This window comes from Pontibacter sp. LHS2, assembly GCF_058932845.1.
This window is the reverse complement of the sequence record NZ_JBZYWG010000003.1, coordinates 1-15,076: the sequence shown is the minus strand read 5'-3', so window position 1 is coordinate 15,076 and position 15,076 is coordinate 1. Positions and strand designations below refer to the sequence as shown.

The following is a 15,076-nucleotide window of genomic DNA, read 5'->3' as shown; positions in this document are numbered from 1 at the left end:
ACAGCAAATGTCTGTTCGTGTAATATTCTTTGCTTATTATATAGTTATTTCTATCTTTAGTATAGGTTGGTTGAATTAGAATAGTGTAGGTCTATATGGGATAACCTGTAGACCTACCTACACCTGCCTTTGACCTACAGTAATTACAGTTCCTAAGAATACCTTCTACTTTCAATGAAACAGCTTGTCACTAACAAGTACCTCTTGCCTTTACTCTGCTTACCCTTTCTGTTTTCTTCCTGTAAAAAAGAGCTGGAAGAGGTCGATCCCGTTATTGCCTGGGAGGTGCACGATCAGTTTCTGTACAACAATCGGTACATCGCCAACATTCATGGTACAAATGACAAACTTCATGTACTAGGAGTGAACATGCTCTCGACTATGTCACTGGTAGGGGCACAGGAACAAGTAATTCATTATCCGCATTATTTCAAAAATGTATCGCACCACAAGCACCCAATAAGCTCCAGAATATTTGGCGGCACTGAGGGGAATTACCTGTATCTCAAATGTATAAATAACCCGCTGAGACCTGAAGGAATTCTTGTTATAGACGTAGCCAAAATTGATCCGCAGTTTAGGGGATTTAGTTTGGCGGCGATGAATCTGAATGAAAGTTTTGCCATTTCAGATAATCATGCAGCGTTGGTGCCTTATACCTACCTTAATGAGGAAACTGGAAGACACAGCCTGCGGTATCTTTTAGTGAGATCAGCAGTTGAGGAGAACTATTTTGGTGACGACGAAATTGTGCTTGAAAAAACGCTCATTCTGACACCAGCTGAAGTAGGGGGGAAAGTGCTGCACATGCGATCGCACGGCAATAACTTTTACGTGGGGACGGATTGGGGCTTTTATAAGATTACGGAAGAAGGCGGGCTTGACTTTCAAATGCCAGCAGAAGTAGGGATCACCACATTTGAGCACAAGGGCAGTATCTATAGCATCGTTAGTAATTGGAAAACGCGAACAGTCAGTTTAATGCGATCGATATCTGACCAGACTTGGTCGTTGGATGCTCAGCTAACTGATGCACCGGGCAGGCTTTCATACTATGCCATCAGCGATGACACCTTGTTGGCCAGTTATTACAGCCAGATCTTCACAATTGAGTTAGGTATAGACAAACTGATTATAAAAGAGCTAGACAATACTGGTCTGGAAGGGCATTATATCACCTCTATCGCTAAGGCAGGAAATAAGGTATACATCGGCACGCAGTCTGGTTTGTTCAGCAAAGCGACAGAACATTTACTGACTTATAAAGAGGAAAAGAAGTAATAGAAGAAGTCATTTAAAAGCAAGGCCCCGCCTATGAAATCATAAGCGGGGCCTTGCTATACCTGCTAGTTTATGGCGTAGCTATTAATAGTATCTCCCCTCCATCAGGTAATTCTGCACATAGTCTCTCACACCTTCTTCCAAGGTATAGAACTCCCGATCGTAACCAATAGAGCGCAGTTTACTCATGTTTGCTTCTGTGAAATACTGATAGTTGTCGCGCAAGTTCTCCGGCGTATCCATAAAGTCGATGTTAGGTTCTACACCCATGGCGTCGAATGTGTTGAGGGCTAGCGCCATAAAAGTGCGGGCCTTACCGGACCCCAAATTATAAATGCCGGAGTTTTTGCGATGCTGCATCAGGAACATGCATACCTCCACTACATCCTTCACATATACAAAGTCACGCATCTGCTCACCATCGGCAAAGTCCGGGTGGTGGGAGCGGAAAAGCTTCATACTGCCTTTTTCCTTGATCTGGTTGTAGGCATGAAAAATAACGGAAGCCATCTTGCCTTTGTGGTACTCGTTAGGTCCGTAAACATTGAAGAACTTCAGACCTGCCCAGAAGAAAGGCTTTGCCGTCTGCTCCAGTGCCCATTTGTCGAAGTCATTTTTGGAGTCACCGTAGGGGTTAAGCGGCTGCAGCAGTGGGATGGTCGCTTCTTCATCGTCATAACCCAAAGTGCCGGAGCCGTAAGTAGCCGCAGAGGAAGCGTATACCAACGGAATCTGATACTCGCAGCAGGCGTTCCATACCTGCTTGGAGTAGTTCAGGTTGAGCAGGTCAAACACATCCTTGTTGAACTCGGTGGTATCGGTGCGTGCTCCCAGGTGGAAAATGAACTCTACCTCTTCGTAGTTTTTCTCGAGCCACTCCATGAAACCGTCGCGGTCTACAAACTCTTTTATTTTTTTACCTTTTAGGTTCCCTTCTTTTTTGGCGACAGAGAAGTTGTCTACCACCACGATATCATTAAAATTAGCTGCGTTGAGCCTGCTCACAAGGCAACTCGCAATAAAGCCGGCAGCACCAGTTACAACGATCATAATTCAGATTTATAGGCTGTAAAGTTATATTGCGTTAAATTTACGAAAATAAACGGAGCCGAAGCGCACACTGCCCTGTTGCTCCTTCAATCAGAAACCGATCTATACCTTGTATCCATACCTGAACAAGTTTTTGGCAGTATGCCTGCTCCTATTTTGCTGTGCTTGCAGCGCCGAAAAAAAAGAAAAGGCAGGGGAGGAGCTGGTGCTGCAGGATGACCTGGGACGTGAGATAAAATTAGAGAGACAACCGGAACGCGTGATGGCCTTTGCTTCCTCCATGACGGAGATGCTCTTTGCCATTTGCGATACCGCTTCTATAGTTGGACGCACACCCCAGTGCGACTATCCGGCGGAGGTATACAGCAAGCCTGTCGTCAACAATTATCCGGTTGATTTAGAGCAGGTGCTGGCCCTTAAGCCTGATCTGATCTTTACAGTAGAAGGTATAACTCCCCTGGATATGGCAGCCCGACTGGAGGAACTAGGTATACCAGTGTATTACCAGAAATACCGGAGCGTAGAGGATATCCTGAAGGGTATAGAGGATATCGGCCGCATCATGGGCCGTGAGCAACGGGCAAATCATCTGGCAGACTCACTTCGGCAACAAGTGCAGGAGATTGAGCGCAAGTATAGCGGACAGCAGAACCAGCAACGGGTGCTGACCATTACCTGGAGTGACCCTATTTATGTGTATGGACAGAACACGATCCTGACAGACCAGTTGCGGATACTTGGAGCCCAGAATGCGTTGCAGCAGGTTTTTGATCAGCCTTATCCGGCTCTGACCCGAGAGTACATTCTCAAACTGAACCCGGATGTGTTATTGGGCGGAAGCACAGAGCGACTGGAGCGGGAGTTCTTCAGTCTATACCCGGAGCTGCGCAAGATTGCCGCTTACCAGAATAAACGCATCTATGCGCCCACAGGTAATTTGATCGAGCGGCCGAGCCCCCGGGTAGTAGAGTCGATCCGTGAACTTGAAAGTTTCTTATACCCATGAGCAGGGTCTTATACTTTGCAGGGGCTATTCTGCTGATTCTGGTAGCGCTGGTGCTCGGGCTGCAGGTGGGTACATTTGAGGTAGACCTGGCTACCATCTGGTCTGCCTTCTTCCAGTATGATCCTGATAATACCACCCACTTTGCCATTACGCATCTTCGTCTGCCCAGGCTCTTGCTGGCGCTGGTAGTAGGGGCTTCACTGGCTTTTTGCGGCTATCTCATGCAAGCCATGGTCAACAATGGGCTGGCTGACCCATACCTCTTGGGGACAGCTTCGGGTGCCTCTTTGGGTGCGGTGATCGTGTTCTTTGGCTTTATTGAAATATCCATCGGAGGTTTTTACATGCCGCCTGTATTTGCCCTAATGGGAGCCTTCGTTGTGACGCTGGTGGTAGTGGTACTAGGATACCGAAAGCGACAGCTTATACCTGCGCAGTTGCTGTTGGCAGGTATAGCCATTAGCTCACTGGTGACAGCTATAGTAGGCCTGCTTACTTTTCTGTCTGACTCCGAAGGCAAACTCAAGTCTGTGATATTCTGGTCGATGGGAAGCTTTGAGAGAGCCAGCTGGTCTTTGTTGCCATACCCGGCTACAGCACTGCTTGTAGCGCTTTTACTCTTTGCTTTCCTGCAGAAGCAGCTCAACATTCTGTTGCTCGGTGCTGACCGGGCACAGGCTTTGGGGGTGAACGTAGCGCAAACCCGTTGGGCCATTCTAGGTACTGTTTCAATAGTAACAGGCTTTGCTGTGGCTACTTCCGGGCCGATTGGATTTGTAGGGCTGATCATTCCGCACGTTACCCGTGGACTGATGGGCGCGACCGGCAGAAGCAATCTGCTTTTCTGTGCTTTTGTGGGTGGTTTGTTCATGCTCCTCTGCGATCTTTTGTCCCGTATTTTATATCCGCCGGCCGGCCTGCCAATTGGAATCATTACATCGTTCTTTGGTGTTCCTTTCTTCGTATATTTGCTGTCCCAAAAGAATTATAAGTTTAGCAGTTAAATGATTTACGTAAGCAGATTAGAGCATTTCAATGCAGCCCACAAGCTGCACAACCCGAACTGGTCGTTGGCAAAGAATAAGGAGGTTTTCGGGCCGTGTGCGAATACCAATTGGCATGGGCACAATTATGAGCTGATCGTGACCGTAAAAGGAAAGCCGGACCCGGACACTGGTTTCGTGATTGACCTTAAAAAGCTGAGCACGCTTATCCGCAAGCATATTATCGAGAAGGTAGACCATAAGAACCTGAACCTCGATGTGGCTTTCATGGAAGACAAGCTGGCCAGCACAGAGAACCTGGTAGTGGAATTCTGGAAAATTCTGGAGCCCAAAATCGCCGAAATTTCTCAGGCCAAGCTACATAGCCTCAAATTATATGAAACTCCACGCAACTACGTAGAGTATTTTGGCGAATAAGCAATCATAGCCTTTTGGCTATACCTATTCGATTGCTTTCTTCGTTTCTGCCTTGTCAGGCAGCCCCAAACGCATACACATTAGATGAAATATTACATTATAGCCGGCGAACGCTCAGGCGATCTGCACGCTTCTAACCTTATTAAGCAGCTACGGAAACAAGACCCGGAGGCTGACATAAGAGGGTGGGGAGGCGATATGATGCAGGAAGCTGGCATGCACCTGGTCAAACACTACCAGGAAATGGCCTTTATGGGCTTTGCAGAGGCTGCCACTAATTTCTTTAAAATTCTAGGCTTTTTACGCGAGTGCAAAGAGGATATCACGGCCTTTAAACCGGATGTGATTATCCTGGTTGACTATGCTGGCTTTAACATGCGCATTGCCAAGTTTGCGAAAGAGCACGGCATTAAAGTTTTCTATTACATCTCCCCCAAGATCTGGGCCTGGAACCAGGGACGTGTACACAAGATCAAGCGCCTCGTGGACCGCATGTTCGTTATCATGCCGTTTGAGGAGGAATTCTACGGCCGTTTTGATTATAAAGTAGACTACATCGGTAATCCGGTAGCTGACTCAGTAAATGATCATGTGGTGTCGTCTGATTTCAGAGTCCGGAACCATATTCAGAATAACAAGCCCATCATAGCATTACTGCCTGGTAGCCGTAAGCAGGAGATCGAAAACATGTTGGAGGTCATGCTCAGTGTGCTGCCTTCCTTCCGCGACTATCAGTTTATCGTAGCCGGCGTTTCCAATTTCTCCAAGGAGTATTACGAGCAGTACAACAAAGACCCGAATATCAAGATCATTTACGATCAGACCTATGACCTGCTAGCACATGCGAAGGCTGCGCTTGTGACGTCTGGCACAGCCACCCTCGAAACCGCCCTATTTGATGTACCACAGGTGGTTTGCTACAAGACCAGCACTATTTCCTATGCCATTGGCAAGCGTGTTATCAAAGTGCCTTATATTTCACTCGTCAACCTGATTGCTGACAGACCAATAGTGACAGAGCTTATTCAGGATGACTTTACGGCCAAAAAGATCGTAGCCGAGCTGAAAAGCATTTTATTTGATAAGTATGCGATCCAGAAACAGAAAGATGGGTATGCGCTTGTTAAGCAGAAAATAGGGGAGCACCGCACCGCTGAGCGTGCCGCTGAACTGATGGTGGGTTACATGAAAGAGAAAGTATAAAAGACAACAGCACACTCAGTTGTGCTATACCTAAAAAAGAGAAGGCCTCAGCTGTATTCAGCTGAGGCCTTCTCTTTTTATCTTGCTATACCTTAGGCAACACGTAGTTGCTTCAAGGGGGATTTGTCAAACTTGTCGCGGGCATACTCACCCGTAATCACTAGTTCTTTGGCGCCTTCTTCAGACGGCAGCTCAAACATGGCATCTGTCATAATACCTTCGCAAATAGAACGCAAACCACGGGCGCCGAGCTTATATTCTGCTGCTTTCTCTACAATGTAGTCTAGTGCATCGTCATCAAAACTGAGGCTGATATTCTCCATCTCGAACAAACGCTTGTACTGCTTCACGATGGAGTTCTTAGGCTCAAGCAGAATCAGACGAAGCGTGTCTTTATCAAGCGGGTTCAGGTGCGTGAGCACTGGCAGACGACCGATCAACTCAGGTATAAGTCCGAAGTTTTTCAGGTCCTGCGCCGTCAGGTATCTTAGAAAGTTCTCTTTTTCTTCTGATTCGTCCTGCTTTGATTTAGAGAAGCCAATCGGACGAGTGTTGAGACGGTTCTTGATCAGACGGTCTATACCTACAAAGGCACCTCCGCAAATGAACAGAATGTTCTCCGTGTTCACCGTGATCATTTTCTGCTCTGGATGCTTACGACCTCCTTGCGGTGGAACGTTTACTACTGTACCCTCAAGCAGTTTCAGCAAAGCCTGCTGCACACCTTCGCCACTCACGTCACGCGTAATAGATGGGTTATCGCTCTTGCGGGCAATCTTGTCGATCTCGTCAATGTATACAATGCCACGCTCTGCAGATTCCACATTATAGTCAGCTGCCTGCAGCAAGCGTGTCAGAATGCTCTCTACGTCTTCGCCCACATAGCCAGCCTCTGTTAATACTGTAGCATCAGCTATACAGAAAGGCACTTGCAGAATACCAGCCATCATACGGGCCAGGTATGTTTTACCTGTGCCTGTTTCACCTACCATGATGATGTTTGACTTCTCGATCACGACATCATCTTCATTGGTGCGCTGCATCAAACGCTTGTAGTGGTTGTATACCGCTACTGACATCACCTTTTTCGCCTCGTCCTGGCCTACCACAAACTGATCAAGGTACTCCTTCATCTGTCTTGGCTTCATCAGGTTAAACTTCGGCGTGCGGCTGTTGGCGCGTATCTTATTCTCCTCGTTCAGGATTTGCTGTGCTTGTCCGATACAACGGTCGCAGATATGCGCGTTGATGCCGGATATCATCACAGATACGTCTTTTTTGTTCTTGCCACAAAATGAGCAGGTAATTTCAGCCATAAAAAAGTTTGTTCAGAAGATTTTATTGGCCCTCGCGGGTGTAATACAGAAGCAAAGGTACAAAATTGAAATCTTACTAAGCTAGTATATTAATCGCTAAAATGTTGATATGGTTATAAAAAGTAACCATAAATTCAAAAATTGCTATTACTGTATTTTGATCTAATGTATTGTAAACCAATTATTTGTATACGTAAACTGTCCACAAATGCCTGTTGATAAATATTTGCGATTAGTTTAACTTTCAAGGATCGTATGATAATGGTGCAATTCTTTCTTGCTAAATAAAATAGCAAAACCCATACCTGAGTAAAGTATGGGTTTTGCTATAAAATCAGAATGAAATATTGACTCTGAAAGGCTTAGTCTTTCTTACGGTGCAATACCTCATCGATCAGGCCGTACTCTTTAGCTTCCTCGGCTCTCATCCAGTAGTCACGGTCAGAGTTATCGTACACTTCCTGATAAGATTTGCCAGAGTGCTCAGCCAGGATCTCGTAAAGCTCTTTCTTAAGCTTCATGATCTCCCGTGCCGTGATCTCGATGTCAGAAGCCTGACCCTGCGCACCACCCATCGGCTGGTGAATCATCACGCGGGCGTGTGGCAAAGCAGAACGTTTGTTCTTAGCACCACCTGCCAGCAATACGGCACCCATTGAAGCAGCCAGACCTGTACAGATCGTCGCTACATCCGGGTTTACATATTGCATGGTGTCATAAATGCCAAGGCCAGCGTATACCGAGCCACCCGGGCTGTTAATGTACAGCAGGATGTCTTTCTTGGCATCAGCTGACTCCAGGAACAACAGCTGTGCTGTAATGATGTTGGCGATAAAATCGTCAACCTGTGTGCCCAGGAAAATGATACGGTCCATGATCAGGCGCGAGAACACGTCGATCTCACGGAAGTTCGTCGGGCGTTCTTCAATTACAGAGCGCGTCATACTCTCAATGGTATGCATAGCCCGTCCTTCTACATGGTTAATATATTGATCTACGCCCAGGCCGCTCATGCCCTGGCCCTTTACGGCAAATTTCCGGAACTCGTCTTTGTTAAACATCATCTTGTTTAGATTTACGGTTTGGTCAAAAATAAAAAAGTCCTTTAAATAATAAAGGACTTTTTAGGTTAAATATTATAAATCGTCTTATTACGACAGGTTCTTGAAGTCCTCAGTAGAGATTGTCTTCTCTACAACAGTCATCTTTTCTTTTAGTTTAGCGAGCACCTTCTCGGCCAGCAGTTGCTCGTACTCATTAATGTAGTTACGGCCATTGTCCTGCTGCAGATACTGGTTCGCATAGTTATTCATGCTCTCTACCAGTTCCTCTGGAACTTCTGGCATGTTGAACTGAGCCAACATCTTCTCTTTCGTGCTGCTTACCACTTCTTCGTTGGTTACTTTCAGCTCGTTCTCTTCAACTACCTTGTTCTTGATCATCGACCACTTCAGCTCCTTCAGGTACTTATCGAAGTTCTCCTCGATTTGCTCCGTAGTCAGACGGCCTTCGTTAGTCACTTGCAGCCAACGCTTGAAGAACTCATTAGGAAGTTCTACCTCTACGTTGTCTACTAATGTATCAATGATATTGCGATATAACAGGTTGTCAGCTTCACGGTCGTAGTTCTCCTTGATCGTTTCACGGATCTTGGCGTCGAACTCTTCTTCCGTCTTCACTTCGTCCTTACCGAACAGCTTGTCAAATAGCTCCTGGTTCAGTTCAGCAGCCTCAGTGCGGTTGATTTTCTCTACAGTGAATTCGAAATCACCGTTCAGGTCAGCTACTACGTCTTTGCTCATGCCAGTTACGTGAGCCAGTGCGCTGTTGTCATCACCAAATGCCTTGCGGATATCGAAACGGATCACGTCACCAGCTTTCACGCCCATGAACTGATCTTTGCCTTCTACTACACGGTTTGTAGGGATAAGCGTTTTAGACTCGAACTCTCCATCAACCTGCTTCAGGTCACCGTAGATAAAGTCACCTTCTGCTGAAGTTTCTGGATTTGTTGTGTTACCAAACTGGCGCTTCAGGTTCTCGTAAGCCTCGTCTACAGTTGTCTGGTCCAGCTCTACAGTGTAACCCTCTACGCTTTTATCAAGCGGAAGGTTAAAGTCAGGCAGCAGGCCAACAGCGTACGTGAATTCGAACTCTTTCTGGTTGTCCCAGTCAATGTTGTCCTGGCTTGGCTCCGGAAGCGGCTCGCCCAGCAGTTTTACATCGTTATCCTTGATATACTTAGTGATCTCCTCCTGAAGAAGTTTGTTGATAGACTCAACCAGTATGCTCTTGCCATACATCTTCTTGATAAGGCCGGCAGGCACTTTACCAGGTCTGAAGCCTTTGATCTGGGCTTTCTTGCTGAATTCTTTTACTTGCTGATCAACCTGTGGAGCATAGTCTGACTCAGCCAGAACTACCTTGAGTTGCGCGTTAGTGCCGTCGGTTTGATTTAATGTAATATTCAAGGCTTACAAAAATTTTAATGATGATACATCTAGTAAAAACAAACCCCCAACATGGGCTGTTGAGGGTTTCGTTTGTGTGCGGATGGAGGGACTCGAACCCCCATGCCTCGCAGCGCTAGATCCTAAGTCTAGTGCGTCTACCAATTTCGCCACATCCGCATGTGTGCTTGTTTGTAATGATGGTGCAAATTTACGAACGCTAACTTTAAATGCAAGAGCCACACTCAAAAAAAGTGATTATTTTTTCTGCTTTTTACTCAGCTGAACTGCTGCCAAGAGCTTAGTCGTTCAGCATCAATAAATTGCATGATTCACTTCGCATTGTGTGTATCAAAGCGGATATTCGTGTATATTTGAAACTTAAAACGCCACTGCCTCACTTATACTTATAGATAGTAGCATAAGTATGGCTGCAGGCCCGCCCGGCCTGAGCACCCTATACTTTCTAGCTTTAGCATGAACATGATCGATCCAGAAGCAGAACGCAAAGAGATCCTTAGACACTACCGCAGATTACTTCGGCACGCCAAGCCTTTCCTGAAGGACAATGATGCCAAGATTATCAAGAAGGCATTCAATACTTCTGTTGAAGCGCACAAAGACATGCGCCGTAAATCCGGTGAACCGTATATCCTGCACCCGCTGGCAGTGGCACAGATTGCTGTAGAGGAAATCGGGCTCGGGACTACTTCTATTGTGGCAGCCCTGCTACACGATGTGGTAGAGGATACCGCGATGGAAGTTGATGAGATCGAGCGTGAGTTTGGCTCTAGCGTAGCCCGCATCATTGAGGGACTGACCAAGATCTCTGGTGTCTTCGATTATGGTACCTCACAGCAGGCTGAGAACTTCCGGAAGATGCTGCTTACGCTGTCTGATGACGTACGGGTGATCCTGATCAAACTGGCCGACCGCTTGCACAATATGCGTACGCTCGACAGCATGCCGCGTCACAAGCAGCTCAAGATCGCATCAGAGACCATGTACCTGTATGCGCCACTGGCCCACCGCCTGGGCCTGTATGCTATCAAGTCAGAACTGGAAGATCTATACCTGAAGTACACCGATACCGATACTTATAAAGATATCTCGACTAAGATTCGGCAGACCCGCACCGCCCGAGGTAAATTTATCAAGGACTTTATCACGCCTATAGAAGAGGAGCTGCGTCGCCATGGCTTCAAGTTTAATATCAAAGGCAGACCCAAGTCGATCTACTCGATCCTGAAAAAGATCAAGAAGCAGAACATCACTTTTGAAGAGATATACGATTTGTTTGCGATACGCATTACGCTGGATGTGCCGTTGGAGCATGAGAAGGCAGCGTGTTGGCAGGTATACTCTATTATAACAGACTTCTACCAGCCGAATCCGGACCGCCTGCGTGACTGGGTGAATACTCCAAAAGCCAATGGCTATGAATCCTTGCACACGACTGTGATGAGTAAGTCAGGTCAGTGGGTTGAGGTGCAGATTCGCACTAAGCGTATGGACGAGATTGCGGAACGCGGGTATGCTGCGCATTGGAAGTACAAGAGCGATGGTAGCGGCGGTGAATCTGGCTTGGAACTCTGGATCAATAAGGTGCGCGATATGCTGGAAAACAACACCGCCAACGCACTGGAGTTTATGGACGAGTTCCGCAAGAACCTGTTTGTAGAAGAAGTATTTGTCTTTACCCCAAAAGGCGAACTGCTCATACTACCAGATCGGGCTACGGCGCTGGACTTTGCTTTCGAGATTCACTCCCAGATCGGCTTACACTGCTTAGGAGCGAAAGTGAACCAAAAACTGGTACCGCTCAGCTTCAGGTTGCGCAATGGTGACCAGGTAGAGATCCTGACCTCACAGAAGCAAAAGCCGAACGAAGAGTGGCTCGATTATGTGGTGACATCCAAGGCACGCTCCCGCATAAAAGAGTACCTGCGCGAAGACCGTAAAAACAAATCGGAACAAGGCAAGGTTATGTTAGAGCGTCGCCTGACCTACCTGAAGGTACCCGAAACGCAGGCAAACCTGAATAAGCTATTGGCATTCTTTAATGTGCCATCCGTACAGGATTTGTATTACCGTGTTGCTACAGGGCATATCGATATAAAACACATCAAGGAGGTCATCTTTACTGCCCAGGCGGAACGAGGTGCTTCTATGCTGGAGCCTAAGTCATTTGACCGGGAAGTGCAGAAGATACGTGGCGTGACATCCGACATGCTCGTGATTGGTGAGAACACCTCTAACATGAACTACAAGGTGGCGTCGTGCTGTAATCCTATACCTGGTGATGAGGTGTTCGGCTTCGAGTCAGAGGAAGACGGTATTGAGATCCATCGCACTAACTGTAAGAAAGGCATAGAGCTGATGTCCAACTATGGCAATCGTATTATCAAAGCAAAGTGGACTGATCAGAAAGAGCTGGCCTTCCTGGCAGGTATACGCATCAAAGGGACAGACCGCGTTGGACTGGTGAATGACCTGACCCGCATTATCTCCAATAGCCTCCGGGTAAACATGCGTTCCATCACGATTGATTCGCATGATGGAATCTTTGAGGGGAACATTATGGTTTTTGTGAATGATACCGGTCACTTGGACAAACTAATCCAGCGGATGGGTAAGGTGACAGGTGTACTCACAGTCGAGCGATTCGACTAAGCTCCCTATACCTATTATATATATAAGAGAGAAAAGACATGGTGACAGACCAGCAAAATCGAATAGAGCAAGTAAAGAAAATATTCACAGCTTATCTGGAAAGCAAAGGGCTTCGCAAAACGCCGGAGCGCTACGCTATTCTGGAAGAGATATATTCCCGTTCGGGACACTTTGATGTGGAGTCGCTCTACATCAGCATGAAAAACAAAAACTACCGGGTGAGCCGGGCGACTGTGTACAACACGCTGGATCTGTTGGTAGAGAATGACCTAGTCAGCAAGCACCAGTTTGGACGCAATCTGGCTCAGTACGAAAAATCGTACGGCTACCGACAGCACGACCACGTGATCTGTACAGAATGCCATAAGGTGGTAGAGTTTTGTGACCCTCGTATCCATAATATACAGACCATGGTGGGGGACCTTTTAAATTTTCATATCTTGCATCATTCCCTCAATCTTTATGGGGTATGCGGCGACTGCCGCGCCAAGAAAGCAACCGAACAACAGCATGAAGTATCAGACAGAGCTAAAGGATGATGTCCTGTTCATTAGACTGGAGGGAGACCTGATCGCGGGTCCTGACACCCAGCATCTGATGGCCGTTGCCGAAGAGCAAGTGGAAAACAAAGTAATGTTGTGCGCTGTGGACCTTTCCAATGTCCGGTTCATGGACAGTAGTGGAATGGGCGTGCTCGTTTCGCTTCTTACTAAGTTTCGCAATAGGGGAGGAGAACTGGTTTTGATAAAGCCATCAGACCATATTCGCAAACTTTTGATCGTTACGAAGCTCAATGCGATTTTTACCATCGCAGAAAATGATAACTTCGCAGCGCAATTCTTAAAGGAATCAATTTACTAACTCATCAATGGCAGTTGACATACTAATAGGTCTGCAGTGGGGAGACGAAGGCAAAGGCAAAATCGTTGACGTACTAGCTCCTACTTATGACATTGTGGCCCGTTTCCAGGGAGGCCCTAATGCAGGACACACACTCGAGTTCGAAGGCACCAAGCACGTCCTTCATCAAATCCCCTCAGGTATTTTTCACTCGCATATTCAGAACATCATTGGTAATGGGGTGGTACTCGACCCAATCGTGTTTCGCATCGAGATGCAGAAGCTACAGGACCGTGGTGTAGATGCAACTCAGAATCTGTTCATATCTAAAAAGGCATCGCTTATACTGCCGTCTCACAAAATACTTGATAGAGTTTCAGAAGAAGCGCTTGGTTCAGGTAAGATTGGCTCAACGCTGAAAGGTATAGGACCGACTTACCAGGACAAGATTGGTCGGGTTGGCTTACGCATCGGTGATATACTGGCAGATGATTTCCAGGACCGGTATAATAAACTGGTAGATCGTCACCGCAAAACGGTAGAGTTCTATGGTCAGACCCTGGACCTCGGAGAGCAGGAGCAAGCCTTCTTCGACGCAGTAGACTATTTGCGAACACTTCAATTGGTAGATAGTGAGTACATGATCAATGATGCGCTGAAAAATGGCAAGCGTGTGCTGGCTGAAGGGGCACAAGGATCACTACTTGATGTGGACTTCGGTACATATCCGTTTGTAACCTCTTCAACTACACTGGTTGCCGGTGCCTGTACTGGTCTCGGCGTGGCACCACGGCATATAGGGGAGGTATATGGCATCTTCAAAGCATACTGCACACGCGTAGGTAGCGGACCGTTTCCTACTGAGTTGCTCGATGAAGTAGGTGAGCAAATTAGAAAAGCTGGTAATGAATTTGGATCCACCACTGGACGTCCGCGTCGTTGTGGCTGGGTAGACCTTCCAAGTCTCAAATATTCCATTATGCTTAATGGTGTGACACAGCTGAATATGATGAAAGCTGATGTACTGACCGAGTTTGATACGATCAAAGTATGTACACACTATAAGTTAGCGTCAGGAGAAATAACGGATCAATTGCCGCACTCACTGGATACTGGAGACATAGAGCCTATTTATGAAGAATTGCCAGGCTGGAAAGTTGATCTGAATCAGATTGATACAGTGGAAGCACTTCCAGAGGCGTTTAATAACTACATGACGTTCTTGGAACAGCATTTGGATGTGCCGATCACAATTGCATCAGTAGGTCCTGATAGAAAAAGCACCTTAAGAAGAGATAAAGCTGTTATATAATAAGGCTTACATAGATAAACGATCAAGAGGGCTTCATTCCGAAAGGAGTGAAGCCCTCTTGATCGTTTATAGAGAAAGTAAAATGCAGAAACTAAATGCCGAAAGGGTAGCTCAATATATAAGTCTGGAAAAAGGGATGACTTAAAAAGTAGAATAGGGAGGGAACTTCAGGAAGCACAAAAGATGTTAACCCAAAGCCGCCAGTAGTAAAGACTATAATAGTGAGAGGTAATTAAGGTGAAAGCAATCACAAATGCCTTGAATTAAGGAGTAAAACAAATTAAACAATAGGAGGGCGCAAAAACCGGCAAGAAAGTTTAAAACTATTCGGTTTGCCGGTCAGGCACTTAGCGGGAACCGCGGGTATGCAGCAGGGAAAGTTGAGATTGCCCCCTTGCGGGTCCGGATTTTTTGTGGACCTTTGCACTCCCCACCCGGCACAACGGGTCGGGGGAACAGAGAGTGAGAGGGCGGCCGGCAGGGCGGCCATCAGCTGGCAAGCCGAAGGGCGGGACGCTGAAAAG

The 15,076-nt window shown here is 46.7% G+C and carries 13 protein-coding genes and 1 tRNA gene; 9 read left to right on the top strand and 5 right to left on the bottom strand.

The window, feature by feature from the left end:
• Window positions 1-174 precede the first annotated feature (174 nt).
• The gene (locus tag AC5FX6_RS13350; RefSeq protein WP_493597555.1) at window positions 175-1,281 is read left to right on the top strand and encodes a hypothetical protein; all 1,107 of its coding nucleotides are present in this window, start codon (window positions 175-177) and stop codon (window positions 1,279-1,281) included.
• Window positions 1,282-1,365: 84 nt separating this feature from the next.
• Here the strand turns inward: AC5FX6_RS13350 and rfaD are convergent, their stop codons facing one another.
• Window positions 1,366-2,331, bottom strand: a complete 966-nt coding sequence (gene rfaD / locus AC5FX6_RS13345; protein ID WP_493597554.1) for an ADP-glyceromanno-heptose 6-epimerase — start codon at window positions 2,329-2,331, stop codon at window positions 1,366-1,368.
• Between the two features lie 133 nt (window positions 2,332-2,464).
• On the opposite strand from rfaD, the gene AC5FX6_RS13340 reads away from it, so the two are divergent.
• From AC5FX6_RS13340 to lpxB, 4 genes are all read left to right on the top strand, one after another.
• Window positions 2,465-3,337 (top strand): ABC transporter substrate-binding protein, encoded by an 873-nt coding sequence (locus AC5FX6_RS13340; protein WP_493597553.1) that lies wholly within the window; start codon window positions 2,465-2,467, stop codon window positions 3,335-3,337.
• Window positions 3,334-4,341: a FecCD family ABC transporter permease gene (locus AC5FX6_RS13335; RefSeq protein ID WP_493597552.1), complete on the top strand. Its 1,008-nt coding sequence runs from the start codon at window positions 3,334-3,336 to the stop codon at window positions 4,339-4,341. The genes AC5FX6_RS13340 and AC5FX6_RS13335 overlap by 4 nt, the downstream gene beginning before the upstream one ends.
• Window positions 4,342-4,758 (top strand): 6-pyruvoyl trahydropterin synthase family protein, encoded by a 417-nt coding sequence (locus AC5FX6_RS13330; RefSeq protein ID WP_196114592.1) that lies wholly within the window; start codon window positions 4,342-4,344, stop codon window positions 4,756-4,758. It abuts the gene before it with no gap.
• An 84-nt stretch (window positions 4,759-4,842) separates the two neighbouring features.
• Entirely contained in the window at window positions 4,843-5,961 is a 1,119-nt protein-coding gene (lpxB, locus tag AC5FX6_RS13325; RefSeq protein ID WP_493597551.1) for a lipid-A-disaccharide synthase, read from the top strand.
• Window positions 5,962-6,053: 92 nt separating this feature from the next.
• Here lpxB and clpX read toward each other — a convergent pair whose 3' ends face one another.
• The 4 genes from clpX to AC5FX6_RS13305 form a co-directional block, all read right to left on the bottom strand.
• Window positions 6,054-7,277 carry an ATP-dependent Clp protease ATP-binding subunit ClpX gene (clpX, locus tag AC5FX6_RS13320; protein ID WP_493597550.1) on the bottom strand — a complete coding sequence of 408 codons (1,224 nt, stop codon included), beginning with the start codon at window positions 7,275-7,277 and terminating at the stop codon, window positions 6,054-6,056.
• Between the two features lie 362 nt (window positions 7,278-7,639).
• A complete protein-coding gene (locus AC5FX6_RS13315; protein WP_493598327.1) occupies window positions 7,640-8,338 on the bottom strand; it encodes a ClpP family protease in 699 nt (232 codons plus the stop codon).
• Between the two features lie 90 nt (window positions 8,339-8,428).
• Window positions 8,429-9,748, bottom strand: coding sequence for a trigger factor (gene tig, locus AC5FX6_RS13310; RefSeq protein ID WP_493597549.1), 1,320 nt, complete (start codon window positions 9,746-9,748; stop codon window positions 8,429-8,431).
• Between the two features lie 77 nt (window positions 9,749-9,825).
• Window positions 9,826-9,907 (bottom strand) — tRNA-Leu (locus tag AC5FX6_RS13305).
• Between the two features lie 297 nt (window positions 9,908-10,204).
• On the opposite strand from AC5FX6_RS13305, the gene AC5FX6_RS13300 reads away from it, so the two are divergent.
• From AC5FX6_RS13300 to AC5FX6_RS13285, 4 genes are read left to right on the top strand one after another with little or no spacing between them, the layout of a single operon-like run.
• A complete protein-coding gene (locus AC5FX6_RS13300) occupies window positions 10,205-12,400 on the top strand; it encodes a RelA/SpoT family protein (protein ID WP_493597548.1) in 2,196 nt (731 codons plus the stop codon).
• 38 nt (window positions 12,401-12,438) lie between these two features.
• Window positions 12,439-12,939, top strand: coding sequence for a Fur family transcriptional regulator (locus AC5FX6_RS13295; protein WP_493597547.1), 501 nt, complete (start codon window positions 12,439-12,441; stop codon window positions 12,937-12,939).
• Window positions 12,911-13,261, top strand: coding sequence for an STAS domain-containing protein (locus AC5FX6_RS13290; RefSeq protein WP_493597546.1), 351 nt, complete (start codon window positions 12,911-12,913; stop codon window positions 13,259-13,261). The genes AC5FX6_RS13295 and AC5FX6_RS13290 overlap by 29 nt, the downstream gene beginning before the upstream one ends.
• A gap of 7 nt (window positions 13,262-13,268) precedes the next feature.
• On the top strand, window positions 13,269-14,552 hold the full coding sequence (locus AC5FX6_RS13285; RefSeq protein WP_493597545.1) for an adenylosuccinate synthase: 1,284 nt from the start codon (window positions 13,269-13,271) through the stop codon (window positions 14,550-14,552).
• The last annotated feature ends 524 nt before the right edge of the window (window positions 14,553-15,076 follow it).

Coding starts and splice junctions, on each gene's coding strand:
- AC5FX6_RS13350 (WP_493597555.1), top strand. CDS start 175: ATGAAACAGCTTGTCACTAACAAGTACCTCTTGCCTTTACTCTGCTTA.
- rfaD (WP_493597554.1), bottom strand. CDS start 2,331: ATGATCGTTGTAACTGGTGCTGCCGGCTTTATTGCGAGTTGCCTTGTG.
- AC5FX6_RS13335 (WP_493597552.1), top strand. CDS start 3,334: ATGAGCAGGGTCTTATACTTTGCAGGGGCTATTCTGCTGATTCTGGTA.
- AC5FX6_RS13330 (WP_196114592.1), top strand. CDS start 4,342: ATGATTTACGTAAGCAGATTAGAGCATTTCAATGCAGCCCACAAGCTG.
- lpxB (WP_493597551.1), top strand. CDS start 4,843: ATGAAATATTACATTATAGCCGGCGAACGCTCAGGCGATCTGCACGCT.
- clpX (WP_493597550.1), bottom strand. CDS start 7,277: ATGGCTGAAATTACCTGCTCATTTTGTGGCAAGAACAAAAAAGACGTA.
- AC5FX6_RS13315 (WP_493598327.1), bottom strand. CDS start 8,338: ATGTTTAACAAAGACGAGTTCCGGAAATTTGCCGTAAAGGGCCAGGGC.
- AC5FX6_RS13300 (WP_493597548.1), top strand. CDS start 10,205: ATGAACATGATCGATCCAGAAGCAGAACGCAAAGAGATCCTTAGACAC.
- AC5FX6_RS13295 (WP_493597547.1), top strand. CDS start 12,439: ATGGTGACAGACCAGCAAAATCGAATAGAGCAAGTAAAGAAAATATTC.
- AC5FX6_RS13290 (WP_493597546.1), top strand. CDS start 12,911: ATGAAGTATCAGACAGAGCTAAAGGATGATGTCCTGTTCATTAGACTG.
- AC5FX6_RS13285 (WP_493597545.1), top strand. CDS start 13,269: ATGGCAGTTGACATACTAATAGGTCTGCAGTGGGGAGACGAAGGCAAA.